This window comes from Paludicola sp. MB14-C6 (genome assembly GCF_030908625.1).
Taxonomy (GTDB): domain Bacteria; phylum Bacillota; class Clostridia; order Oscillospirales; family Ruminococcaceae; genus Paludihabitans.
Window position 1 is genome coordinate 2,602,918 of record NZ_CP133133.1, and the last position, 23,856, is coordinate 2,626,773.

Genomic DNA, 23,856 nt, shown 5'->3' on the forward strand with positions numbered 1-23,856 from the left:
ATATCATATACGAAATAAAAATGCAAATGGTTTACATAAATTCCAAAATAAAACGAGCGAATGATTTTTCATTCGCTCGTCGCAATTATTGCTTTAATGGAATTTCTTTACCCCACATTTTAATTCCAACAACATCATTAAGGTCAATTTCTTTATTAAATTTGAAAGTTAATCCATCTTTGTCAAACCAACCATCAAGTTTATAACTGTATGAAATTTCTGATCCATCTTTCATAAGAAGACGGAAGTTATAAAAATCCCCATTTTTATCAACATTGTAGTTACATGAGCCTGTAATAGTCATGGTAAGAGGAGTAACAGTAATAGTGTCTATATAGTTTTCTTTTATTGTTTGGTCAATTTTGAAAACTCTTTCTTTTGCTTTTTCTTTTGCGATAAATGGAACTCTCCAACTACCTGCTTGTAATAAAGGTGAAGTATTCTTCAAACCAGTTACAAGAATCAAGTCTGATAAATCTTTTGGGGTAACGTCACTTTCATTATATTGCCAACCACTCAAAGCAATAACAATTCTATCACCATCAAATGCAATTTTAGATTTAAAATTAGAAATATCAAATGGTTTAGCGTTATTAGCGTTTTTGTCCGGATCACCCCAAGCAGTGCCATATCCGTTCCAATGGTTTCCTGTAGTTTTGCTTTGAAACGCAAGCTTTCTAAATGCGATTCTTTCTGCTTCTGAGCTTGGCGTAATACTCAAGTAAAAATACTCACCACTTGAAATTTCGCCACTCTTTTTAAAACCATAATTATCAATATACGCCTTTGGATACTTACTAGAGAATGGTATCTTATATTTACCTGCTGGTAATGTGTAGCTATCTGTACTCGTTCCATCTGCGTATTCAATATACTTACCAGTTACAATAAAATCTGTACAAGGTGGGCCTTGCTTGGTAATATCGGCTAAGCTATTCAGCGTAAAGCCAATATCTTCGTTCACGCTAACGTCGTCAATTAAATCCTTTAATACCAACGTTGCTTCTTTTCCAATTAGTTCAGTAAGATCAAGTTTTGTGTTTAAATCATCACTTTGATTAGCTATACCTATGATTTCAGCTTCAAATGTTGCTTTGTTCGGGATAGTAGCAGTATCCTTACGTTGTAAGAATACATTGTATTTTTTGCCGTCACATTCGATATAGGATTGTTTAAATCCTTGTCTGAATAGATTTGATTTTTCTGTATCGGTACTTTTTTGTAAAGGGGTTTTATCAATTGTTTCAAAGTCAAAGCTTACATACATAGCATCTTTTGATATTACTACATTGTTGACTGTAATACAAACATTTCCTTTGGTGATTTTTTGTTTTTGAAAGTCATTCGCATTTGTTGAAATGTGTGAGTCATACGGCGTTTTATCAAATTGATATTTAATATAATAACCTACTCCTGCAAATACGGTTGTACAAGATAATATTACGAAAGCTAAAACCGCAACTAATACTCTTGCGCTTCGTTTTGCCTGCATTGACTTAGGATTACTCATGCGACGAGCTGTTCTTCTGACTAGATTATCAGACACAGGAAATACGGTTGCGTCTTTTTTATATTGCTCACGAAAATTATTCATAAATAAAATCCTTTCCTAATTTTTGTTTTAATATGTTTCGGCCTCTGCTTAATTGCGATGCGATTGTTTCCTTTTTTAAGCCAGTAGACTTAGCAATATCAGAAATTGACATGTCTTCATAATAGAATAAGTGTATTACAACTCGATATTTTTTTGGTAATTCCATCACTTTGGTGTACAAATTATTTTCATTAATGTAATCTTCAGTTTGCAAATTTTCATCAAGTGATGTGGTTCGACGAAACCATGCTGAACTCCATAAGCTTCGGCAACAATTTAAAGTTGTTTTGATTAACCAAGCCTTAATATGGTTGTTATTTTCGAATTTCGTATCTGTTTTCATTAACCGTATAAATACATCCTGAAAGATATCTTCTGCATTTGCTTGATTTTTTGTTTGTGATAGCGCTAGTTTATATACCATATCAGAATGTGCTTTTAGCACGAATTCAACATCATTATTATCCAAATGAACACCCCCTTTACTTATAATACCATATATATCTAAAAAACATTGCAAAATAAGTTAATAATCCCGATAATTTTAATATAGATATACAAAAACGAGCGAATGAATAATCATTCGCTCGTCGCAATTTAGTTTGTATATTAGTAGTCAAAACCTAATTTTAATGCTTTTAGGTTTGGTTCTAATAGATGTTTTTTCTTTGCAGGTACACATTTATCAACTGCTTGACTTAATACTTCGAAAGTAGTAAATCCGGTTGCTTTTAAAACTTGACCTAAGATAATGATGTTTGAAAGGCCATGAAGTCCATTATCGTTTGCAAGCTGTGTTGCAGGGATTTTATAAACGTCAATGTCGTTTCTAGTGCATTCTACATCAATTAAAGTAGAATCTAAAATTACTTTGCCGTTTGGAACAACTTCATTGATAAATTTATCATAAGAAGGTCTGTTCATAACAATTAAAGTTTCAGGAGTTAGTACAATAGGGCAACCGATAGGTCGTTCATCAATGCAAACAGAACAGTTTGCAGTACCGCCACGCATTTCAGGACCGTAAGAAGGTAACCAAGAAACTTGTTTTTCTTCAATCATACCTGTGTAAGCTACAATTTTACCGGCAAACAAAACGCCTTGACCGCCGAAACCGGCAATAAGCATATTAACTGACATTTAGAATACCCCCTTTTCGGTGTTGTCTTTATATACGCCTAGAGGATAATGAGGTATCATATTCTCACGAAGCCATTTTAGAGCCTCAACAGGTTCTAAGCCCCAGTTAGTTGGACAAGTGGAAAGTACTTCTATAATAGAGAACCCTTTTTTGTTGATTTGTGCTTCAAATGCTTTTTTAATTGCCTTTTTAGCATTTCTAACGTTAGGAACATTGTCAACGGTTACACGTTCAGCGTATGCAACACCTTCTAATGTAGAAAGCATTTCAGACATACGAATAGGGAAACCAGCACGAGTAACATCACGTCCGTATGGGGTGGTTTGAGTTACTTGGTTTGCTAGGGTAGTAGGAGCCATTTGACCGCCTGTCATACCGTAAATCGCATTGTTGATAAAGATAACAGTGATGTTTTCACCACGAGTAGCAGCATGAACAGTTTCCGCAGTACCAATAGCAGCTAAGTCACCATCACCTTGATAAGTAAATATAATATTATCTGGGTTAGCTCTTTTTGCGCCGGTAGCAACTGCAGGAGCTCTACCGTGAGGAGCTTGTATCATATCACAATTAAAATAATCATATGCCATAACAGCACATCCAACAGGAGCAACACCAACTGTTTTTCCTAAGATGCCTAGTTCTTCTAAAACCTCTGCAACCAAACGGTGTACAATACCATGAGTACATCCAGGGCAGTAGTGGAAAGGAGCATCGGTTAAGCCTTTTGTTTTCTTGAATTCAGCCATTATTTTGCACCTCCAGCTAGTTTTTTGATTTCAGTTAATACTTCAGCAGGAGAAGGAACAATACCACCGGTTCTACCAAAGAAAGAAACATCACATTGACCGTTTGCGTATAGACGAACGTCTTCTACCATTTGGCCCATGCTCATCTCAACAACAAGCATATTATTCACTTTTTTAGCAGCCTCTGCAATTGATTTTTCAGGGAAAGGCCATATTGTAATTGGTCTGATTAAACCAACTTTAATGCCTTCTTCACGAGCTTTATCCACTGCAGTTTTTACAACACGTGCAGTTGCACCGTAAGCTACTGTAATGATATCAGCATCTTCTGTTAGATATTCTTCTACCATAACTTCATTTTGCTTAATAACTTCATAACGTTTAAAACGCTCTACAATTGTCTTTTCCAATTGGTCAGGCTTTAAATATAGAGAGTTTACGATATTTGGTTTTCTTGATTCTTTTGTACCGGTTGTAGCATAAGGCTTGTTTTCTGCTGTAGAAGGGCCTTTGTTTTCAGGAAATTCAACTGGCTCCATCATTTGACCTAACATACCATCAGCTAGAATTAAAGCTGGTACTCTATATTTATCAGATAAATCGAAAGCAGTACCCATTAAGTCGACGATTTCTTGAACTGTAGCAGGAGCAAAAGCGATTAGTTGGAAGTCGCCATGACCTAATGCTTTTGTTGCTTGCCAATAGTCAGCTTGAGAAGGTTGAATACCTCCAAGACCAGGTCCACCACGCATTACGTTTAAGATAACACATGGAATATCGGAGCCTGCGATATAAGAAATGCCTTCTGATTTTAAACTGATTCCTGGTGAAGAGGAAGAAGTCATTGCACGAATGCCGCAAGAAGCAGCACCAAGAACCATGTTGATTGCGGCTATTTCTGATTCAGCTTGTAGAAATGTTCCGCCGATTTTAGGCATAACCTTTGACATATAAGCGGAAACCTCGGTTTGAGGGGTGATTGGATAACCGAAGAAGTGCATACAGCCGTTACGGATAGCGGCTTCAGCGATTGCTTCGTTACCTTTCATTAAATATTTTTGTCCCACTAGTTTCATCTACCTTTCAGTGTCTTTGTTTTATAAAAAACAAATGTGTTTTAGTTTGTGTTAGTCGTTTTCGATTGTAATGACACAATCAGGACACATAGTAGCGCACATAGCGCAACTAATACATTTTTCTCTGTCAATAATATCAACAGGATTATAACCTTTTAAGTTCAACTTGTTTTTGTTAATTTCCAGAATTTTTTTTGGACAAGCAACGACACACATAGAGCAGCCTTTGCATTTTTCGTAGTCAATTGTCAATTTTCCCATCTAAATTCTCCTTTATAATTATTAATCGTTGGCAATTCTTTTACAACATTGTAGCGTCGTAGTATTTATGCATTCTGTTTTTTGTAAAAAGAGAATGCATATCATAAGATACCTAAAGGTATGATGCCAATCGGTTTGATACAACTTTATTCGTAGAAAGGTTTTACAAAGATTTCTACAGGCAAAATAAAATCACCTTGTTTATCAATTTCTTGGTTCAAACATGCTTCATTAAAGCACGAAAAAGCAATTGGTAATTTTGTTAGTTCGCTTATTTTATCAGCAAACTCAAAAGAGTCTGTTAAGGTTTGAACCGTAGTTAAAGCACCTAAGTTTGTATTGTTTATCAGTTTAGTTGCTTTTACTCTAGCACAAGCTTCAATATCATGTAGTAATGCAATCGCATCTTGAGGATTTCTGGTTTGATATCTGCGTTCATTAATTACATAAAACATGTCATAGTCTTGCTTTATAATTTCATGTGCATATCGTCCAAGTGCAATTGCACCTGCATCATCGCCACCAACATCTATTACAATATAGGAATCTTGTTGATCGAATATTGTGTTAATTTGTGCCGGAAGAGCCGGAATATCAAGATTAGTATTTGCAAAAGTAGGCGTAATTACTTGAATTCCTTGTGCTTCTAAAAGTTCTTTAAAATCGGCAGTTCTAAAGTATGGATTGACAATATCTAAATCAACAATAATGACTTTTTTGCCGCTCTTATGAAGTTTTAAAGCTAAGTTGACCGCAACATTTGTCTTGCCACTGCCATAGTGACCTGTTATAATAGAAATTCGTTTTAACTGTTCCAATTGCAAACCGCCTTTTTCAAATCAATTCTTGATATATCATTCGAACAATTTCGTTAAAAATACATATCTTTTTGCTATACTTATCATTATCGTAAATAAAGATATAATGTAAGTTTAACATATTATTGATTTAAAGTAAATACAACAAGGGTGTCAAAAAGTTGACACCCTTGAGTTTAATATTTATATAGTTTTACTTTTATAAACAGCAATTGAATGATGTAGGTTCTTTATCAAGAAAGTTTAAACTGCTTTGTTACCCATACGTTTTAATTGTAAGCGAAGCTTGTCTGAAATCATAGCAATAAATTCAGAGTTTGTTGGTTTCCCACGTCCGGTGTTTATGGTATATCCAAAATATGAATTCAAGGTATCAACGTCGCCTCTGTCCCAAGCAATTTCAATTGCATGGCGAATTGCACGTTCCACTCTTGATGATGTTGTATCATAAATCTTGGCAACGGTAGGGTAGAGTATTTTAGTAACGGCATTAATCATATTCGGATCTTTAATTGACAGCATAATAGCTTGTCTAATATAATGATAGCCTTTTACATGAGCTGGTACACCAATATTTAAAATAACATCAGTAACAATAGACTCTAAGTCCTCAATTTGTTTTGGAATTTCGGAAGCAACAACAGAGTTTGATCTAGCGTGACCGCTAATAGACATAATTCTTTCGCAGATGGCGTTAATGTCAACAGGTTTTAACATATAGTAGCTTGCGCCATTTTCCATAATTTCTTTTTCGATGAAAAGGTTGTCATATCCGCTGATTACGATAAAGTTTGGATGATATCCAGATATTTTTTTGGATTCTTTCATTACACCAATAGCGTCAAGTTGTGGCATAAAAGACTCCATGATAACTACATCCGGTTTTTCATTTCTAATTGATTCCAATATCTTTTGACCATCTTTATTGGCCAAAATAACTTGTAAACCGGCATTGTTCAAATATTCTGCACATAATACTCCGAAATCATTTGTGTTGTCGCCAAATAGCACTTTAGTTTTGTTTTGCATTGTTAATACCTCCCGTTCTATGTTGTAGTTATATATTACCATATATTTCCATAAAGCGCAAGACTTTTTTACATTAATTTCCAAAATTACTTCGACATATAATTACAAAATGTAAGGTTGTTTAACAAATTACTTACAATAATGAAATAAGTGGTAATGGAATAATTATACTATTTGCTTTTTGAATTTGCAAGCATTTCTGTGAAATTAACCATATTTTCTGCAAAAATTCCATACCCTTTTGTTGGATTGTTCACAAAAACGTGTGTAACGGCACCTACAAGTGAGCCATTTTGTAAAATTGGGCTGCCACTCATGCCTTGTACGATGCCTCCTGTTTTCGACAAAAGAGTTGAATCTGTTACAGTAATCACCATGTTTTTTGTCATGGTTTTTGGATTCAAATCTATTTTATCAATGTTTATTGCGTATTCTTTTGGTCCGGTTTCGTCTAATGTGCAAATTATTTTAGCAGGACCTTTTTGAATATCTTGTTTAAGGCGTATTGGTACGCTTTCAAAATTATTTGGTGATTTTGAAAGTGTTCCAAAAATGCCGGATTCATTATTTAAAACCAGTTTACCAACACATTCATCAGAAATGAAAGAGCCACGTAGCTCGCCCGGTGTACCGGCTTTTCCTTTTAATACACTGTTAATAGATACTTCGCAAACTTCGCCTGTATTCAAAGGCATGATCTTCCCTGTGTCGATATCACAAATACCATGACCTAATCCTGCAAATCGTAAATCATCTTTTAAATAATAGGTTATCGTACCGATTCCGGCTGAAGAATCTCGAACCCATAACCCACCTTTGTATTTGCCGTCTACATTTGAAATCGCAGGTTTTAGCATCGTTTTAATTGTCTGATTGTCTCGCTTTAATGTAACGCTTAAATTTTCACCATTGCTCAATTCAATAATATCGGCTACTTCTTCATTAGAGCTTACTTCAATATTGTTAATCGTTAATACGATATCGCCTTTCAATATACCCGCAAGTTTTGCAGGGCAAGCAATTCCTGAATCGGTTTGCACATTAGTAATATCAATAACAATAACACCTTTGGTAAATAATTTAATACCAAACGGTGTTCCCCCAGGTGTTATGGTAGGATCATTAATAACTTTAATATGAGTTTGTTTAATAGGAATAAAGTTGAGTAGCTTTAATTCAACAATCTCACTGGTTCCTTTTGTTTTATTTGCAAAGCTTGTTTTTTCATAGTTAATCGCTTTTCCGCCCGTAATAGCAGAAGCTTGTGAAAGAACAAAGTCGGAACCTTCTTTTACATAAAAGTTTGATGGCATTGTTCGATTATAAAAGGTAACAGCAGACATAATAACTGTGGATAGTGCTAATGCAACTACCGCAGTTGTTTTGAAAAATTTATTAAAAAATTTACTCATTATGATTCCTCATTTCTTTTCCTCTTTGATTATAGTAATAGTATTGAGCTGAAAATGAAATATATAATAGGAAATGAGTGAATGTTTTGTTTACATTTATTCCTTAGTAATGTAAAATATAAGTAAATTAAATGATAGTATTTAAATAAAATTTTCAATAAATAGGGTGATAATTATGAAAGTAGCTGTTATAGGCTCAAGAGATTGCAAAAAGTTAACTACAGAAGCGATTTTAGAGCATATTCCAGCAGATTGTACCCATATTATAAGTGGCGGTGCAATTGGAGTAGATCGTTTAGCAAAAAAAGCTGCGGAATTACTCTCTATTCCTATTATTGAATTTTTGCCCGATTATCAAACTTTCGGTAAAACTGCACCACTTGTTCGTAATAGAAAAATAATATCAGAAGCAGATTTTGTATTGGCGTTTTGGGATTATCAATCATCTGGAACGCGCCATGCATTAGTCGAAGCATTAAAGCAAGAAAAAAAAGTAAAAATAATAATGATACAAGATGAATAAAAAAATATTACGATTTTAATTAAAAAAACAATACGAAATGATAAATAATTACAAAAAAGTGCAAGATAATATGATATTTTGCTTATCGATTATGCTATGATTTAGACATCGGAATGAAAGATTTCGATAATGAGGTGGAAAATGAGTTTCAATCAAACAGATTGTTTTAATTTAGAAATGGCGCAAGAATGTATTTCTGCTTTTAGCGAAGCTACGGGTCTAGGAACCGCCATCGTAGGATTTGATGGCGAATGCTATGCAACCTATGGCTTTAGCTGTGAAAACTGTAAAGTAAAAAATCTTGTGCATCAGACAACCAAGAATGCTATTGAATGTGATGATGTTCATTTATATGGTATGCTGCAAGCGCAACGATTTGGTGGAAAGTATATTTATTTTTGTCCTGCCGGATTTAATTTCATTATTTCGCCGATTATGTCAACAGAAGGTGCGGTGGCGTATGCCAAAGCAGGTCCTTTTTTAATGGTAGATCAAGAAGATTACATTAAATATGATCTATTAGACTTATTAAAGATACCGCAAAGTAAAATTGAAAATATTGTAAATCTGTTAGAGCCAGTTCCATATATGGCGCCGGAAAAGGTTACAAAACTATCTACTTTATTATTTATGTCCATTGGATTTGTAAATAATATAAAGATTTGTAACGACATGTTGAAAACCAAAAATTCAGATGAAATTCAAGGCCATATCGGTGACATGCTCCGTTCCTTAAAAGCACAATATGTTGAAGAGGATGTTGCATATCCTTTTGAAAAAGAAAATGAATTGATTTCAGCAATTATCGATGGAAATAAAGCGGAAGCAAACCAACTACTGAATGATTTATTGGGTTATATCTTCTTTTATTCAGGCGGAAAATTTGAAGTCATTCGAGCAAGAGTGTTTGAATTACTTGTTTTATTATCTCGTGCAGCTGTAGAAGGTGGTGCGGATGCGGAACATATTTTCACCTTGAATTGTGGCTATTTTGAAGAGATTAACCATTTAAAGAGTATTGATGAGCTGTGTTTGTGGCTTGTTGAAATTATGAATAATTTAACTGATTATGTTTTCCGTTTTACTGATGTTAAACATGTGGATATTATTCGTAAATCTGTTGACTATATTCGTCGCAACTTTGCAAAAAAGATTACTTTAGAAGATGTTGCTTCGTATGTATTTTTATCACCATCTTATTTTAGCAAAGTGTTTAAAGATGAGATGGAAATGAATTTTAATGCATATTTAAATAAAGTAAGAATAGATAAAAGCAAACAGCTGCTTATGAATGAAAATATTCGATTAGTAGATGTATCAGGTTTAGTCGGCTTCGAAGATCAAAGCTACTTCAGTAAAGTTTTTAAGAAACTAACCGGTGTTACACCAGGTAAGTATAAAGAATCCAGAGGGAAAATCAAAAATTAACGAAGAACTGAGAGGGAAATAAGATGAGTATTTTAGTTGAAATTTCTGAGAACCTACAAAAAGGTAAAGCAAAGATGGTAAAAGAGCTTGTTTCACAAGCAATTGAACAAGGCATTAACGCAAAAGAAATTCTAGAAAATGGTCTTTTAGATGGAATGGGTATCATTGGAGAAAAATTTAAGAAAAATGAAGTTTACGTTCCTGAAGTTTTAATTGCAGCTCGTGCAATGAATGCAGGCGTTGAATTATTAAAACCTTTACTAGCTGATTCAGGCGTTGAATCAAAAGGTAAAGTATGTATTGGTACTGTAAAAGGAGACTTACACGATATCGGTAAGAACCTTGTTAAAATGATGATGGAAGGCAAAGGCTTAGAAGTTATCGATTTAGGAACAGACGTTGATGCAGATACTTACGTTAAAACTGCAATTGAACAAGACTGTCAAATCATTTGCTGTTCTGCGTTGTTAACAACTACAATGGGCGTTATGAAAGAAGTAGTTGATGCTGCAGATAAAGCAGGAATTCGTGAAAAAGTTAAAATTATGGTTGGTGGTGCACCAATTACAGATGCATTTTGTCAACAAATCGGTGCAGATAAATATACTCCTGATGCAGCTTCCGCAGCTGATGCAGCAGTAGAACTTTGCAGATAATTTATTATAATATGTATGAAAAAGAATGGAACGACATCGTCCCATTCTTTTTTTATGCTGTCTTATACTAAAATCATAAAGTAAAGGTTTCATCAAATTCCTATTATGAGTTTGATGAAACCTTGGGTTATTTAGTCAGTATATTTACACACACATTTAAAACATCATTTGATTTTTACAATTGGGTGATACATGACCACATTATCATGGTGGTCAATAATGTATTTAAAAACTTGTTTTTTTGTATTCATGAGATTTTATTTCATTTGAATTCAAATTTTGTATTGTTATATCTTGTTAGTTATATAATTCAATCTCATAAATTCTAGCTGCTTTATCTGTAGTTTGAGTTGCGGTAGTAATATAAAGTCTTACATATCTTGCACTAAATGCGGTTACGGTTCGATTGGTTGTGCTTGCAGTATTGTTGGTTACTACATCAACATCAGTCCAAGATGTACCGTTTGTACTCTTTTGTAGTTTGAAATTCTTCGTGTTCCATTGGGCAGATTCGCCACCTGCACCGGCATGTTTTACAACCCATCTGCTGATTGTGCGAGTTTGACCTAAATCAAGTTTGAGCCATTTATCAGTAGTGGATGTTGAGCACCATTTACTATTGTTAATAACAGAACCATCGACAGCTTTTGCAGGAGTTTCTCCACTTACATATTGATTAGCAGTAGCAGTAGCATTTAAAGCTAAGTTATTGCCTACCGGTGGTGTAGAAGAGAAAGCGTTGTTAATTGCTGCTGCATAATCAGCAGTTGCATTTGGGCTGGAAAGCTGCATCATGTCATCATAGAGCCACATGAATCCGCCTACGGAAGAACTTGACCAGTTGGTTAGTTGTGATTGAACAGAACTTGCAGTATCACCGCCGCTAGAGCTGTTTAAGCACCATAAACCAGGAATGACATCCATTCCCATATAGCCTTTCCATGCTGAAGGAGAGTTGCTTGAACCGCCTGCATAGCATTGTAAATATACACGGTCAACAATAGAAGTACCCAATTGATTTTTTACGCTGGACCAGTAATAATCGTTGGTATAAGGGCATAATGCAACCTTATAACCAAGAGTATTACACATTTGTCCAAATTGTACAGAAGAAGCAACGTCATAACAAGATTCATCATCATAGTTAACAGCATCAGCGCCTGTTGCTGCTTTTAATGCTTGGAAGTTTCTATATAGAATACTACTGCTTCCTGTTCCTTGAGAGTTTATAAGATCTCTAATATTTTCAAAATCACGACATCCCCATGCACCAATACTTACTTCAATACGATTTACAGAAGTAGGAGCAGTCTTTAGTGTTGCCCATTGTGTAACCCAAGCTTGCTGTCCTACATAGTTACCACCAGAACAAACAAGAGAATCATTTAATACTAAATCACCATTTGCGTTAACATGGATAGACCAAATGATAACGGTATTGAAGCCTGATGCTCTTAGATCGTTCATTACGGATTGACCACCTTGGTAGAAAGGACCACCACCAAATATAGCGGAAACCGGTTGGGTGGTTGCACTAACATTTTGTGTGGTAATTGGAGCTATGCAGATTAGAAGACAACACGTAATAATGATGCTGAGTAATTTTTTTTTCATAATAAGCTCTCCTTTACTTGTATAAAATGTGTTGGTTGTTGAACGATAGGTGTGTGTAAATAGTTACCCGAAACAAATAAAGATAATTAGATTAGATCCTTTATTTCTAACTTTATTGTATAATATTTATATGGAAAATGTTGTCAATTTATAGTTTTCAGAAAAATATATTTTAAATACTCGCAACTTGAATTTTACGAAAGATAGCACAATCCAGATTAGTAAAAGCAATAGATTTTAATTTGATTTTTGTTGGAATCATCATATATTTTTCAAGACATGCATAACATAGAGTGAGTGAATCAAATGGGAGGTATGAAGATGAATCATTCTTGTTATCAGGAATTAAGTTATGAACAAATTTTGCAAAACATACAATCCGATGGCTTTTGTTATCTTGCGTTAGCTTCTGAGCAAGGCGTGCCTAGTGTAAATGCTATGATGTATGCATATACATATCACGATAAGCGTTTGGTAATTTACATGGCGGCGAGTGAAAACAGTGAAACAATTCATATTTTAAAAGGGAATAATGCAGTAGACATACTCTTAATGCGAAGACAGCCTATGATGAACGCTTATTGCTATGACTCCGTTCATTTAACGGGGTGTGCTATTAAGATAGCTGATGAAAATGAACAAGCTTATATATATGATTTACTTTTAAGGCGAGAAAAGGAAACCAGAAGATATATGGAAAAATGTATGAATGAGCAAGATGCTGTATTTTTTAAAATTGATATTGAAAGTTCTTCCGGTCGGAGATATAATTTTTAACAAAACGCCAATCCTTGAATTCGGATTGGCGTTTAAAACTTTCCATTAAGATTTATAATTTTATATTTGGGAGATTTCAATTTAGTTATTGCTATGAAGTTATTGGGCTATCCGCCCAAACCTGACTATGCTTTTTGGCAATCACCCCAAAAAGCATAGAGAAAAAACGCTTTATTTCTCAAAATTGTTTTTAATATAACATCGCGCCTATACTTGTATAAAGTTGTTAAGATTAAGCTTGTGCTATATTATTATTTATTTACTCCCTTAGATAATTTTCTGTAAAACTGTTATGCGAACAGCAATTGTTCCACGCGGTTAATATTTGATTAAGTCGTCTTTTCTACTCCATGTCATTTTCGAAAAAACAATTTTCGCAAGTAAATTTCTTTTGATATTCATCTTTCCTTGCGCTTTGAATTTCTCTACATGCTGAAACGCCAATCCTTCAATTCGGATTGGCGTTTACTTTATATTTTCAGTTTTTTGATGCCTTCTTTGCATATGTCATTCAACTTACATTCCATGCATTTTGGTGAGCGAGCGGAGCAGGTTTCACGTCCAAAATGGACAAGTCTATGACAAAAGTTTCCCGATTCCTTTGGATCGAGTATTTTGCGTAATTCATCTTCGGTTTTCTTAGGATCTTTGCTTGAAGTAAGCCCAATTCTTCCACAAATGCGAATACAATGCGTGTCTGTAACAATGGAGGGCTTACCGTAAATATCGCCAACGATTAAATTAGCTGTTTTTCGTCCAACACCCGATAGCTTGGTAAGTTCTTCAATTGTATCGGGTAAAATACTATCATAATCTGCAATCAGGCTTTTGGACATATTAACAATATCCTGTGCTTTTGTTCTGTAAAATCCACAAGAGTGAATAAGACGTTCAATATCTTGAATATCGGCATCAGCAAAAGATTGTAGAGTTGGATATTCTTGAAATAAATCTTTGGTAACAATATTGACTCTTGCATCTGTACATTGAGCGGAAAGTCTAGTCGCAATGAGCAGTTCATAGGGTTTCTCTTTATGATATTCAAGGGAGCAAGTAGCTTCCAGATATAATTGTTTTAGTCGTTCTACAGCAATAGCAGCACGTTCTTTTTTGGTCATAATGGATCTCCTTTATAAAAGCCAATATCAAATACGCTAGAAATAGATTTGGCAATTGATTATATTAATCATATCGTTAGAATGGTGAACTGTAAACAAATTTATTTTACAATTTTTAAAAAATTCACAGATTGGTATTTGCTATTCTATAAATCAAAGTGTATAATTTATAGTAATGAAACTAAGGAAAGGTAGCTTGTGTTAATGAACAGATACGCACATATTGATTGCCCAATTTGTGGAAAACCGCTTGATGATGGCAGTGCAGTTGTTGTATGTCCAGATTGTGGTGCACCATATCATTTAGAGTGTTATAAAATAAATCAACAATGTATCTTCCAAGACCTTCATGAAAAAAATGAAGAATGGAAGCCACCTATAAAAGAAACTTTTGATTCCAAATTCGATGGACACTCCGAGTTTCGCTGCTCTCGTTGTGGAACTCTCAATCCTCCTGAAGGAATCTTTTGTCAAGTTTGTGGCAACCGATTAAGTGATCAAACGGAAGAAAACGATAATTTGAAACAACCATTTGGTCAAATGCCACCTTTTGGCGGAGGATTTACTCCTCCTGGAATGCCACTAAACCCTTTTATATCACCATTCGGCGGTGTCTCACCCGACGAAGAGATTGATGGAGTTGCAGCGAAGGATTTAGCGATTTTTGTGGGAAGAAACTCCCATTATTTTTTACCACGCTTTAAGTATTTAGCTTCATCAAAAGGGAAGATAACAACTGTTAACTGGGCGGCTTTCTTTTTTTCCGGTATATATTTCTTATATAGAAAGATGTACGGCATCGGAATTTTATTGATTTTAATTAATATATTTTGTTCCATTCCAGATGTGATAAGCGCTATCGCCATGATTAACTCAATCGGAACGTTAGACACAACCATTGTGAATACCGATTCGCTAACAACGATAGGCTTGATAACAAGCTTAATTAGTATGAGTGTACGCTTATTTTGTGGATTTATGGCTAATAAATTATATAAAAAGCATACTTACAAAAAAATTGCAAAAATAAAAGAAGAAACGCAAGGACAAAGCGAAGAAGTTTACGTAAAAACGCTAACACAAAAGGGCTCTGTAGCAGTAAAGTTATTGTTTACATTATTGATGATATATTTAGTTGGTTCATTTGTTCTTACTTTTATTGCATTGCCATATATCTAAAAATTTGATTTCTCTGAATATTAAAAAGTGCTATAAGCCTGCTTATGGCGCTTTTATATTGTGCAAAACATTACTTTTTGAGATGTATAGGAATTGTCTTGACAGAGAAATCGAATTCTGATATACTAATATGTATTAGCGTGATTAGTATGCGGTTTTGCGTTTAAAAACGTTAATTTGTCGTATGTTTACGACCACCCGAATGATTTCATTTGGGACATCCTTGCTCTATGCTTAACATAGGGCCCAAAGTCCAAAAGGAGGTGCTTTACAAATGGCTAAACTACAAGAGAAATACGAGGCAATTATCGTCCTAAGTACAAAATTAGGTGAAGACGGCATTAAAGCGGTTAACGAAAAAGTTAATGAGCTTATCGCTGCAAACGGTGCAATCGAGTCTGTTGATGAGTGGGGCAAACGTAGACTAGCTTATGCTATCAACTACGAAACAGAAGGTTTTTATACTTTGTATAATTTCACTGCTAACCCAAGCTTCCCAGCTGAGCTAGACCGTGTATTAAAAATCACTGATGGTGTTCTTCGTTCTTTAATCACTACTAAACCTGGCAAATAAGAGGAGGATGACTTATGTTAAACAGAGTTATTCTTATGGGAAGATTAACAGCAGATCCTGAATTAAAATCAACTCCTAGCGGAGTATCTGTAACGAGTTTTTCCATTGCTGTTGAAAGAAATTTTGCTGATAAATCAACCGGTAGTCGTCAAGCTGATTTTATTAATATCGTTGCTTGGAGACAAACTGCAGAATTTATTAGTCGATATTTTTCAAAGGGCAGAATGATTGCATTAGAAGGTAGTATTCAAACAAGAAGCTATGAAGACAAAAATGGTAATAAACGTACTGCATTTGAAGTAGTTGTAGATCAAGCTTACTTTGCTGATAGTAAACAAAGTGATGCGGGAGCTTCAAAGCCTTCAAACAATTTCCCAACACCGGAAAGTTTTCCTGAACCTGCAAAAGGAACAGGATTCTCAATCGGAGATTTTGAAGAAATTGATACAGACGATAGCGATTTACCATTCTAAGCCTAATTAAATAAGGAGGTAATTGAAAATGGAGAGAAATAATCGTTCTTTTGATAGAAATGATAAAGGCGGACGTCCAGGTGCAAGAAGACCACGTAAAAAAGTTTGTGCTTTCTGCGTAGACAAAGCTGAATTTATTGATTATAAAGATGTTGCTAAACTAAGAAGATTTGTTTCTGAAAGAGCTAAAATCGTTCCAAGACGTGTAACAGGTACTTGTGCTCGTCACCAACGTGAACTAACAACAGCAATCAAACGTGCAAGACACGTAGCTCTTTTACCTTACGTAAGCGAATAACTTATAACTGTAATCCCTGTATGAAAATACAGGGATTTTCGTTTGTGTTATTTAAGGCTCCCCCTTGGGTGGAGCTGGCTGCAAAGCAGACTGAGGATTAGGTTTATGCAGAAAAATATATAATAAGAAAAGTTTGTTTGTAAAATCCTCTGTCACGCACGGCGTGCCACCTCCTTTGGAAAAGGAGGCAGGGGTTAAGGCTTTTTTGAAAACGAGATATAAAATCCAAAAAGGAGATTACGCATCGTAATCTCCTTCATCTTTTTGTTGCCTTTAGGCTTAATAAAACCCCTGGTTCTACCAGGGGTAGGTAAAAAAGCCTTGGCAAAAATAAAACCTCCATGTTAAAATAGTGACGGTTTGGCGACCGTATCACAAAGATAACAAGGAGGAATTAAGCAATGAAAAATGAAGTAAAACAGACAGCACATTCAAGTTATAGGTGCGAATACCATATAGTGTTTGCACCAAAATATAGAAGAAAAATAATTTATAAAGATTTGCGAAGAGATGTAGGTGAAATATTTCGAAAATTATGCACAGAAATGAAAGTGGAAATAATAGAAGCGGAGGCATGTGTAGATCACATACACATGTTAGTAAGTATTCCACCGTATATGAGTATATCACAGTTTGTAGGAACACTCAAGAGTAAGAGTGCACTGATGATATTCGATAGGCATGCAAATTTAAAATATAAATATGGATCACGAAATTTTTGGTGTAGAGGTTATTTTGTAGATACAGTAGGAAAAAATGAAAAGAAAATAGCAGAGTACATTCGAAACCAATTAGAAGAAGATTATGCAAAAGACCAAATTTCATTTAAAGAATATACGGACCCGTTTACGGGTAATCAAGTGAAATAGGGCAAAAAACAAACAGCCACTTATAGTGGCTGCCTGTAATTGTGATGCGATGACAAACTTTCAGCACCCCTTTGAGGGGTCAGCACGAGTTGACCCTTCTAGGGTCTGAGCAAACCACTAGTTCACTAGTGGTTTTGATTTCTCTGACATCCAAATATGTTCACTTTCATGACGTTTCGGTCTTCCCATTAAATCACGAACGGCTTCTTGAATATCCTTATTTTCATAAAGTACACTATAAATAGCGGCAACAATCGGCATATCCACATTGTATTTTTTACTGAGCTGATATGCAACCTTGGTTGCAGCACATCCTTCAACCGTCATGCCAACACGAGCAATCGCATCTTCAGAGGACAAACCCTGCCCAATAAAGATTCCGCAACGGCGATTACGAGAATGCATACTCATACAAGTAACAATTAAGTCACCTACACCGGTAAGTCCCGTAAAGGTTTCGCTTTGTGCACCCATTGCAGTACCTAAACGTGCAATTTCTGCAAGCCCTCTTGTCATTAAAGCAGCCTTTGTGTTATCGCCTAAGTTCATGCCATCGCAAATACCCGCGCATACTGCAATAATATTTTTTAATGCACCGCCAAGCTCAACGCCTAGGATATCGTCGTTCACATAAACTCTAAGGTTAGTGTTCATCATAACATCTTGTACATATTGTGCACTAGCTCTATTTTTACAAGCAGCAACAATTGTAGTAGGAACACCTCTTGCAATCTCTTCAGCATGAGATGGGCCGGAAAGTACAACAACATCATTATTAGGTAATTCACTTTGAATCACTTGAGAAAGATGAAGCATTGTAGATTCTTCAAAGCCTTTTGCTACGTTTACAAGAATCGTGTCTCTAGTTACATATGGCTTTACTTTAAGCGCTACTTCACGAACGAATTTTGATGCTACTGCAAAGATAATTAACTCGCAATCCTTTGCTTTTTCTATAGCAGTAGTCAGTTCGATTGAGAAATCAACTGCAATTCCGGGTAGCAGCTTTCTGTTTTCACCATGTAAACGAATTTCTTCGATTTCACTTGGAACAGCAGACCACATGCATACATTATGACCGTATTTGTTTAAGGTAACCGCAAGAGAAATACCGAATCCTCCTGCGCCAAGTACCATGATGTTTGCCATTTTAATCATCCCTTATATTGTTTATTTTCTTTTAAAAGATAGTTTGCTTTCCTTGCCATGAAGCAAGCGTGATATATTAGAGCGATGCATAAAGATAATAAGCGCAGAAATACACAATGCTAAGATCAACTGTGTTAAGCTAAAAGTAGATGTTTTTAGATAATAAAATAGCTGCGTTGTAATAGGAAATAGAATACATGCTACAATAGAGCCAAAAGAAACATATTTGGTAAATATAACAGCTAATAAAAAGCCAATAAAGCAAATTGTTCCGGCAATCGGCGATAAAATCATTACTGCTCCAAAGGATACTAAAATACCCTTACCACCTCTAAATCCATAATAAAGAGGGAAGTTGTGTCCAAGTAATGCCGCAATTGCAACAATGTAATCAGCAACATAAAAATCGTTAACTCCTGCAATATAGTGTAACAGTAATCGCACTAAAATAACAGAAAGAATTCCTTTTGAAAAATCACCAATTAAGGTAAGTAATGCAGGTCCTTTTCCAAGTGTACGCAATACATTCGTTAAACCGGCATTTCCGCTTCCATGGTTTCGAATATCGTCATTGGCAAATAGTTTTGTGATAATAATTGCAAAATTACAACTACCAAGTAAATAAGCAACAACTGTAGCGCCAATTGTGCAAAGAATAACAGGTAACGTCCAAGCCATATAAAAGCCTCCAAAATTTGTGTTTAGTTAATAAAAGGTTTCTTATTCTTCACGTTGTCTGATAACAAAATGAATTGGTGTTCCAGTTAGCTGGAACGTTTCTCTGATTTGATTTTCAATATAGCGAACATAAGAAAAATGGAACAGCTCAGCTTTATTACAAAAGCAAACAAATGTTGGTGGCTTTGTGGATGCTTGTGTCATGTAGTAAATTTTTAAACGCTTTCCTTTATCGGATGGTGGTTGAACTCTTGCTGTAATATAGCTTAATAAATCATTTAATTTACCTGTAGAAATACGAATTGCATTGTTATGTGCTACAAGGTTAATCATTTCGTATAGTTTATTGATACGTTGACCGGTTTGAGCGGAAATGAATACAAATGGTGCATAAGACATGAAACTAAAATCAATAGAAAGCTTGGTTTCAAATTCTTTCATTGTTTTATCGTCTTTTTCAATCGCATCCCATTTGTTAACAGCGATAATACAAGCCTTTCCTTGCTCATGTGCATAGCCTGCAATTTTTGAATCTTGCTCTGTAAATCCTTCTGTAGCGTCAATCATCATTACGCATACATCTGCACGTTCAATTGCCATATATGCACGCAATACGCTGTAGTGCTCGATTTTCTCAAGTACCTTAGAACGCTTGCGAATACCAGCTGTATCGATAAATACATATTTTCCATAATCATTTTCTATGATAGTATCAACAGCATCACGGGTTGTGCCTGCAATATTAGAGACAATCATACGGTTTTCACCGGAAATTTTGTTAATCAAAGAAGATTTACCTACGTTTGGTTTACCGATAATTGCAACTTTGATGTAATCTTCGTTATAATCATCTTGCGTATCTTCTTGAATATGAGCGAAAACAGCATCTAATAAATCACCTGTTCCATGACCATGCACACTGGAAACAGGGTAGATTTCGCCTAAACCGAGGTTATAGAATTCGTAAAAATCAGCAGGTGGACTACCAACGTTATCACATTTGTTTACGCAAACAATAACGGGTTTTCCACTCTTTTGAAGCATAGAAGCAACATCTTGGTCCGTTGCAGTAACACCGCTTTTTACATCTACAACAAGAATAGTAACGTCTGCATTTTCAATTGCAATTTCAGCTTGCTGCTTCATTTGGGATAATATTACGTCATCGGAAGATGGCTCAATACCGCCTGTATCTACTAAAAGAAAGCGACGATTCAGCCATTCACATTCTGAAAAAATTCTATCACGTGTTACACCAGGAGTATCTTCAACAATAGAAATTCTTTGCCCCACTAATTTGTTGAATAATGTAGATTTTCCTACATTAGGTCTGCCGACAATTGCGACAACAGGTTTTGCCATATTTATATGTCCTCCATATTTCTACTAATACTAATTTCATTTCAAACAACTCATTATATTTTTAAATGGGAATTAGCATAAATCATATTGGTCAGTTTGGTATCGGTTAAATTACCGGTTCTTTATTTCCAATCAGTGCATCAAGCACCTCATATCCATCATTTTCGGTTAAAACAATCGGAATATGCAAAGCTTCTTTTACTTGTTCCAATGTAACATCATCTAAAAACATATCTTGCTCATGACGAAGCATACAAGTAGGCAGAATTAACTGCTCGCCAAGGTCAATTCCTTTTAGTTGGTTTATTAAATCCGAGCCGGTAACCAATCCTGCTACAGTAATTGTTTTACCGAAGAATTCATTTTCAATTGCGATTACATTACACTCTAAATTATGCCATTTTTTCTTAAGTTCGTCAACAAGGTTTTGAATAAAAGGTCTTGCATCCACGCCTGTAGCAACGGTGATTTTTCTTGATTGATTTGATTCGTCTATATCCTCTAAAGCAGATTGAAATTCTTGCTTTTGTAAAGCAATTACGCCAACACCATTGTCGAGTTGAGCAAAATCTTCATAATATTCCGCATCGGGAATAGGGCGTTTGGCTTTTATATAAAATTCATCTGCCGGATAAGCAATTCTTGTACCATGTTTTTGATAAAATTCATGGTTGAATGCTTCAATTAAATCAATCGTTTCGCTAGCAGACTGTTGATCGTAAGTTTGTAATTCCGCTAGGTTTTGGCGATATTTTGTAATTCCAACCGGAACACAAGCTATGGTTTGTACGCTAGGGTATAGTTTCGATAAATCATTTAAGCTTTTGGTTAGCTCATCTTTGTCATTTAAGTTACGACAAAGCACCAATTGGGTATTGATTTTTATATTAGCTTTTGCAAGGGTTTCAATATATTTTAAAACATCCCCGGCAAAACGGTTTTTCATCATTTTTATACGAAGCTCGGGGTTGGTTGTATGCACAGAAATGTTAATTGGGCTGATGTGCATTTTAATAATTCGGTCTATTTCTTCAGGCTTCATATTGGTTAAGGTAATATAATTACCGAATAAAAAGGAAAGTCGTTCATCATCATCTTTGAAGTATAAGCTTTCTCTCATTCCGCAAGGCAGCTGGTCAACAAAGCAAAAAACACATTTGTTGGTGCAGCTATGCTGTTTGTCCATTAAATAGGTACTAAATTGAACGCCAATATCTTCATATTCGGGTTTGTTTATTTTAATTTTTTTATGCCTACCATTTGCTTTGATTACTTCAATGGAAAGCTTTTCGTCAGCAGAATAAAAGTCATAGTCTAAAATATCATGTATTTCATTATCGTTAATGGAAACAATGGTATCGTCGATACAAAGCTTCTTTTTTTCCGCTATACTTTTTGGAGTGATTCCGGTAATGATAACACTCATAGTGCCCTCCAATCTGAAATCTGTTAAAAGAATTACAATATTATTATGGTATTAATGATTTAATATTATGTTAAAGTTCGTAAATGAAATAAGATGCACTTACTAAAAAACTGCCGCCAAAAACAATGGCGACAGTCTTTCAATACAAAACAAGCGAATTGTTAACTAAAGGTTGCGCAAGCCAGAAGCATTTTGCAATTATGCTTCTTTTTTAATAACTTGAACGCCTTTATAATAACCACAATTACCACATACTTTATGTGGAGCTTTCAACTCACCGCATTGTGTGCATTTAGAAAATGCAGGCATATCTAGCTTCCATACGCTAGCACGTCTTTTATCTCTTCTTGCTTTGGATACCTTTCTCTTTGGTACAGCCACAATGAGCACCTCCTTTTATACTTTAGGTCTATTCTAGTAGCTAATCAAAGCCTCTTAGTCTTGGTCATCAACTAATAACTGACTTAAAACCGCTAGTCTCGGATCAACTTCATTTTTTTTGCATAGACAACTCTTTTGGTTTAAATTCACGCCACATTTAGGACATAAACCTTTACAATCAGGTTTACAAAGTAGTTTTGATGGTAGATTCAAAAGGATATCAGAAACACACAATTCATCTAAATTTAGACGATTATCCTCAACTACAAAGTACTCATCATTGTCAGTATTTAGCTCAGTCACTAAAATTTGCTCAAAAGCAAAATGAAAGTCACGGTCAAAAACCTCTAAGCATCTGTCACAATGGAGTTTTAAAGTAAAGTCAGCAGTATATTGCAATAATACGATGCCGGCCTTATTCGAAACCTCACCTTTTACATTCACTGGGGATGTAAATGGATGATCGTTAAATAGTTCGTAATCGGACAAATCCAACGCATAATCAAATGAAAAAGACTCGCCAATAATATCGAAAACTTGTTTTAACTCAATAATCATATTTACACCTCTATCGCTATGCCTATCTATTATATATAATTCTCGAATAAATGTCAAGGGCTATCACTTTATTTGTTTGTATGTTGAGCTATTTTTTCAACAAAAATAGAAAACAAAAGCCATTGCGATTTATAAAAGTCCAATATCGCTATTATAACATATAATTGTATTTCTGTAAATGGAAAAGAAAAGGGGAGAGAGCTTTGTTTTTATTCATAATCACCTGGGATAGGCTTCTTCACAATATCTTTTAAATTTTGTGGTACAGAATAACTGACTATATGTTTGAATTCTTTTAGTTTTACTTCCCCTGTTTCATATGCATAAAATGAAATTTCATCAATGCCAACAGTATCATGTGGACCAATAAATGGTTCACTAGTAAATACAATGATGCTTGTGGTATGCTGAGATAATATTTGTTTCACAGTTATACGGTGAAAATCTACCGTTGGCGTTATTGTAAAATAGTCACTATAAAAATCATTCGAAGCATTTTGTATTGCTTTTAAATATGTTTTAACTATTACAGTGTTGCAATCAGATTCTGTTTTATAGGTGTTTTGCGTGACTTTAAAATTATTGGTGTTGTTTTGACTATAGCACAAAAGCCCAACAAATAACCCTAAAATAAGTAGAGCAATATATATAACGTTATTTTTGCAACTCATTTTAATAACCTTATTCATCACCATCACCTCATACAATAATAT

General features: G+C 34.9%; 27 protein-coding genes. 9 read left to right on the top strand and 18 right to left on the bottom strand.

Going from position 1 to position 23,856, the window contains the following annotated elements; all coding sequences use genetic code 11:
* Nucleotides 1–85: 85 nt before the first annotated feature.
* The 9 genes from RBG61_RS12380 to spoIVB form a co-directional block, all read right to left on the bottom strand.
* Nucleotides 86–1,594 carry a hypothetical protein gene (locus tag RBG61_RS12380; RefSeq protein WP_307943986.1) on the bottom strand — a complete coding sequence of 503 codons (1,509 nt, stop codon included), beginning with the start codon at nt 1,592–1,594 and terminating at the stop codon, nt 86–88.
* On the bottom strand, nt 1,587–2,063 hold the full coding sequence (locus RBG61_RS12385) for an RNA polymerase sigma factor (RefSeq protein WP_307943987.1): 477 nt from the start codon (nt 2,061–2,063) through the stop codon (nt 1,587–1,589). Before RBG61_RS12385 ends, RBG61_RS12380 begins: the two co-directional genes overlap by 8 nt.
* 140 nt (nt 2,064–2,203) lie before the next feature.
* Nucleotides 2,204–2,734, bottom strand: coding sequence for a 2-oxoacid:acceptor oxidoreductase family protein (locus RBG61_RS12390; protein ID WP_307943988.1), 531 nt, complete (start codon nt 2,732–2,734; stop codon nt 2,204–2,206).
* Entirely contained in the window at nt 2,735–3,484 is a 750-nt protein-coding gene (locus RBG61_RS12395; protein WP_307943989.1) for a thiamine pyrophosphate-dependent enzyme, read from the bottom strand. It abuts the gene before it with no gap.
* Nucleotides 3,484–4,551 carry a 3-methyl-2-oxobutanoate dehydrogenase subunit VorB gene (locus RBG61_RS12400; protein ID WP_307943990.1) on the bottom strand — a complete coding sequence of 356 codons (1,068 nt, stop codon included), beginning with the start codon at nt 4,549–4,551 and terminating at the stop codon, nt 3,484–3,486. Before RBG61_RS12400 ends, RBG61_RS12395 begins: the two co-directional genes overlap by 1 nt.
* A gap of 60 nt (nt 4,552–4,611) precedes the next feature.
* Entirely contained in the window at nt 4,612–4,821 is a 210-nt protein-coding gene (locus RBG61_RS12405) for a 4Fe-4S binding protein (protein WP_307943992.1), read from the bottom strand.
* Nucleotides 4,822–4,967: 146 nt separating this feature from the next.
* Complete coding sequence (locus RBG61_RS12410) at nt 4,968–5,639, bottom strand: P-loop NTPase (protein WP_307943994.1); 672 nt, start codon at nt 5,637–5,639, stop codon at nt 4,968–4,970.
* A 243-nt stretch (nt 5,640–5,882) separates the two neighbouring features.
* Nucleotides 5,883–6,668 carry a sporulation transcription factor Spo0A gene (spo0A, locus tag RBG61_RS12415; RefSeq protein WP_307943996.1) on the bottom strand — a complete coding sequence of 262 codons (786 nt, stop codon included), beginning with the start codon at nt 6,666–6,668 and terminating at the stop codon, nt 5,883–5,885.
* A 170-nt stretch (nt 6,669–6,838) separates the two neighbouring features.
* Nucleotides 6,839–8,080 (bottom strand): SpoIVB peptidase, encoded by a 1,242-nt coding sequence (spoIVB, locus tag RBG61_RS12420; protein WP_307943999.1) that lies wholly within the window; start codon nt 8,078–8,080, stop codon nt 6,839–6,841.
* Nucleotides 8,081–8,255: 175 nt separating this feature from the next.
* Here spoIVB and RBG61_RS12425 point away from each other — a divergent pair, with 175 nt between their 5' ends.
* From RBG61_RS12425 to RBG61_RS12435, 3 genes are all read left to right on the top strand, one after another.
* Nucleotides 8,256–8,603: an SLOG family protein gene (locus tag RBG61_RS12425; RefSeq protein ID WP_307944001.1), complete on the top strand. Its 348-nt coding sequence runs from the start codon at nt 8,256–8,258 to the stop codon at nt 8,601–8,603.
* Nucleotides 8,604–8,744: 141 nt separating this feature from the next.
* On the top strand, nt 8,745–10,031 hold the full coding sequence (locus tag RBG61_RS12430) for a helix-turn-helix domain-containing protein (RefSeq protein WP_307944003.1): 1,287 nt from the start codon (nt 8,745–8,747) through the stop codon (nt 10,029–10,031).
* A 23-nt stretch (nt 10,032–10,054) separates the two neighbouring features.
* Nucleotides 10,055–10,687 (top strand): corrinoid protein, encoded by a 633-nt coding sequence (locus tag RBG61_RS12435; RefSeq protein WP_307944005.1) that lies wholly within the window; start codon nt 10,055–10,057, stop codon nt 10,685–10,687.
* A gap of 297 nt (nt 10,688–10,984) precedes the next feature.
* Here the strand turns inward: RBG61_RS12435 and RBG61_RS12440 are convergent, their stop codons facing one another.
* Nucleotides 10,985–12,301 carry a discoidin domain-containing protein gene (locus RBG61_RS12440; RefSeq protein ID WP_307944008.1) on the bottom strand — a complete coding sequence of 439 codons (1,317 nt, stop codon included), beginning with the start codon at nt 12,299–12,301 and terminating at the stop codon, nt 10,985–10,987.
* Between the two features lie 321 nt (nt 12,302–12,622).
* Between RBG61_RS12440 and RBG61_RS12445 the strand changes: the two genes are divergently transcribed.
* Nucleotides 12,623–13,078 carry a pyridoxamine 5'-phosphate oxidase family protein gene (locus tag RBG61_RS12445; protein WP_307944010.1) on the top strand — a complete coding sequence of 152 codons (456 nt, stop codon included), beginning with the start codon at nt 12,623–12,625 and terminating at the stop codon, nt 13,076–13,078.
* A 470-nt stretch (nt 13,079–13,548) separates the two neighbouring features.
* On the opposite strand, the gene nth is transcribed toward RBG61_RS12445, so the two are convergent.
* Nucleotides 13,549–14,196, bottom strand: coding sequence for an endonuclease III (gene nth / locus RBG61_RS12450; protein ID WP_307944011.1), 648 nt, complete (start codon nt 14,194–14,196; stop codon nt 13,549–13,551).
* Nucleotides 14,197–14,400: 204 nt separating this feature from the next.
* Here nth and RBG61_RS12455 point away from each other — a divergent pair, with 204 nt between their 5' ends.
* The 5 genes from RBG61_RS12455 (at nt 14,401) to tnpA (ending at nt 17,589) form a co-directional block, all read left to right on the top strand.
* Nucleotides 14,401–15,375: an RING finger protein gene (locus tag RBG61_RS12455; RefSeq protein ID WP_307944012.1), complete on the top strand. Its 975-nt coding sequence runs from the start codon at nt 14,401–14,403 to the stop codon at nt 15,373–15,375.
* A gap of 274 nt (nt 15,376–15,649) precedes the next feature.
* Nucleotides 15,650–15,949, top strand: coding sequence for a 30S ribosomal protein S6 (gene rpsF / locus RBG61_RS12460; RefSeq protein ID WP_307944015.1), 300 nt, complete (start codon nt 15,650–15,652; stop codon nt 15,947–15,949).
* A 14-nt stretch (nt 15,950–15,963) separates the two neighbouring features.
* Nucleotides 15,964–16,422 carry a single-stranded DNA-binding protein gene (locus tag RBG61_RS12465; protein WP_307944017.1) on the top strand — a complete coding sequence of 153 codons (459 nt, stop codon included), beginning with the start codon at nt 15,964–15,966 and terminating at the stop codon, nt 16,420–16,422.
* Nucleotides 16,423–16,450: 28 nt separating this feature from the next.
* Nucleotides 16,451–16,720: a 30S ribosomal protein S18 gene (gene rpsR / locus RBG61_RS12470; RefSeq protein WP_307944020.1), complete on the top strand. Its 270-nt coding sequence runs from the start codon at nt 16,451–16,453 to the stop codon at nt 16,718–16,720.
* A gap of 401 nt (nt 16,721–17,121) precedes the next feature.
* Nucleotides 17,122–17,589, top strand: a complete 468-nt coding sequence (gene tnpA, locus RBG61_RS12475; protein WP_307942351.1) for an IS200/IS605 family transposase — start codon at nt 17,122–17,124, stop codon at nt 17,587–17,589.
* 117 nt (nt 17,590–17,706) lie between these two features.
* Here the strand turns inward: tnpA and RBG61_RS12480 are convergent, their stop codons facing one another.
* The 7 genes from RBG61_RS12480 to RBG61_RS12510 all read right to left on the bottom strand — a co-directional run bounded on the left by RBG61_RS12480 (nt 17,707) and on the right by RBG61_RS12510 (nt 23,832).
* The gene (locus RBG61_RS12480; protein WP_307944022.1) at nt 17,707–18,738 is read right to left on the bottom strand and encodes an NAD(P)H-dependent glycerol-3-phosphate dehydrogenase; all 1,032 of its coding nucleotides are present in this window, start codon (nt 18,736–18,738) and stop codon (nt 17,707–17,709) included.
* 21 nt (nt 18,739–18,759) lie between these two features.
* Complete coding sequence (gene plsY, locus RBG61_RS12485) at nt 18,760–19,416, bottom strand: glycerol-3-phosphate 1-O-acyltransferase PlsY (RefSeq protein WP_307944025.1); 657 nt, start codon at nt 19,414–19,416, stop codon at nt 18,760–18,762.
* A 42-nt stretch (nt 19,417–19,458) separates the two neighbouring features.
* Nucleotides 19,459–20,778, bottom strand: coding sequence for a ribosome biogenesis GTPase Der (gene der, locus RBG61_RS12490; RefSeq protein WP_307944027.1), 1,320 nt, complete (start codon nt 20,776–20,778; stop codon nt 19,459–19,461).
* Nucleotides 20,779–20,884: 106 nt separating this feature from the next.
* On the bottom strand, nt 20,885–22,204 hold the full coding sequence (locus RBG61_RS12495; RefSeq protein ID WP_307944029.1) for a DUF512 domain-containing protein: 1,320 nt from the start codon (nt 22,202–22,204) through the stop codon (nt 20,885–20,887).
* Between the two features lie 198 nt (nt 22,205–22,402).
* A complete protein-coding gene (gene rpmF / locus RBG61_RS12500; RefSeq protein WP_307944030.1) occupies nt 22,403–22,585 on the bottom strand; it encodes a 50S ribosomal protein L32 in 183 nt (60 codons plus the stop codon).
* Between the two features lie 54 nt (nt 22,586–22,639).
* Nucleotides 22,640–23,143, bottom strand: a complete 504-nt coding sequence (locus RBG61_RS12505) for a YceD family protein (RefSeq protein ID WP_307944031.1) — start codon at nt 23,141–23,143, stop codon at nt 22,640–22,642.
* A 209-nt stretch (nt 23,144–23,352) separates the two neighbouring features.
* Complete coding sequence (locus RBG61_RS12510) at nt 23,353–23,832, bottom strand: DUF3888 domain-containing protein (RefSeq protein ID WP_307944032.1); 480 nt, start codon at nt 23,830–23,832, stop codon at nt 23,353–23,355.
* Nucleotides 23,833–23,856 lie beyond the last annotated feature (24 nt).

Excerpts from the sequence above, each read along its gene's own strand:
- rpsR (WP_307944020.1), top strand. The coding sequence starts at position 16,451 with ATGGAGAGAAATAATCGTTCTTTTGATAGAAATGATAAAGGCGGACGT.
- RBG61_RS12425 (WP_307944001.1), top strand. The coding sequence starts at position 8,256 with ATGAAAGTAGCTGTTATAGGCTCAAGAGATTGCAAAAAGTTAACTACA.
- RBG61_RS12395 (WP_307943989.1), bottom strand. The coding sequence starts at position 3,484 with ATGGCTGAATTCAAGAAAACAAAAGGCTTAACCGATGCTCCTTTCCAC.
- RBG61_RS12430 (WP_307944003.1), top strand. The coding sequence starts at position 8,745 with ATGAGTTTCAATCAAACAGATTGTTTTAATTTAGAAATGGCGCAAGAA.
- rpsF (WP_307944015.1), top strand. The coding sequence starts at position 15,650 with ATGGCTAAACTACAAGAGAAATACGAGGCAATTATCGTCCTAAGTACA.
- RBG61_RS12455 (WP_307944012.1), top strand. The coding sequence starts at position 14,401 with ATGAACAGATACGCACATATTGATTGCCCAATTTGTGGAAAACCGCTT.
- nth (WP_307944011.1), bottom strand. The coding sequence starts at position 14,196 with ATGACCAAAAAAGAACGTGCTGCTATTGCTGTAGAACGACTAAAACAA.
- RBG61_RS12405 (WP_307943992.1), bottom strand. The coding sequence starts at position 4,821 with ATGGGAAAATTGACAATTGACTACGAAAAATGCAAAGGCTGCTCTATG.
- RBG61_RS12495 (WP_307944029.1), bottom strand. The coding sequence starts at position 22,204 with ATGAGTGTTATCATTACCGGAATCACTCCAAAAAGTATAGCGGAAAAA.
- plsY (WP_307944025.1), bottom strand. The coding sequence starts at position 19,416 with ATGGCTTGGACGTTACCTGTTATTCTTTGCACAATTGGCGCTACAGTT.
- RBG61_RS12445 (WP_307944010.1), top strand. The coding sequence starts at position 12,623 with ATGAATCATTCTTGTTATCAGGAATTAAGTTATGAACAAATTTTGCAA.
- RBG61_RS12435 (WP_307944005.1), top strand. The coding sequence starts at position 10,055 with ATGAGTATTTTAGTTGAAATTTCTGAGAACCTACAAAAAGGTAAAGCA.
- RBG61_RS12465 (WP_307944017.1), top strand. The coding sequence starts at position 15,964 with ATGTTAAACAGAGTTATTCTTATGGGAAGATTAACAGCAGATCCTGAA.
- RBG61_RS12510 (WP_307944032.1), bottom strand. The coding sequence starts at position 23,832 with ATGAATAAGGTTATTAAAATGAGTTGCAAAAATAACGTTATATATATT.
- spo0A (WP_307943996.1), bottom strand. The coding sequence starts at position 6,668 with ATGCAAAACAAAACTAAAGTGCTATTTGGCGACAACACAAATGATTTC.
- der (WP_307944027.1), bottom strand. The coding sequence starts at position 20,778 with ATGGCAAAACCTGTTGTCGCAATTGTCGGCAGACCTAATGTAGGAAAA.
- RBG61_RS12380 (WP_307943986.1), bottom strand. The coding sequence starts at position 1,594 with ATGAATAATTTTCGTGAGCAATATAAAAAAGACGCAACCGTATTTCCT.
- spoIVB (WP_307943999.1), bottom strand. The coding sequence starts at position 8,080 with ATGAGTAAATTTTTTAATAAATTTTTCAAAACAACTGCGGTAGTTGCA.
- RBG61_RS12505 (WP_307944031.1), bottom strand. The coding sequence starts at position 23,143 with ATGATTATTGAGTTAAAACAAGTTTTCGATATTATTGGCGAGTCTTTT.
- RBG61_RS12440 (WP_307944008.1), bottom strand. The coding sequence starts at position 12,301 with ATGAAAAAAAAATTACTCAGCATCATTATTACGTGTTGTCTTCTAATC.
- RBG61_RS12480 (WP_307944022.1), bottom strand. The coding sequence starts at position 18,738 with ATGGCAAACATCATGGTACTTGGCGCAGGAGGATTCGGTATTTCTCTT.
- RBG61_RS12390 (WP_307943988.1), bottom strand. The coding sequence starts at position 2,734 with ATGTCAGTTAATATGCTTATTGCCGGTTTCGGCGGTCAAGGCGTTTTG.
- tnpA (WP_307942351.1), top strand. The coding sequence starts at position 17,122 with ATGAAAAATGAAGTAAAACAGACAGCACATTCAAGTTATAGGTGCGAA.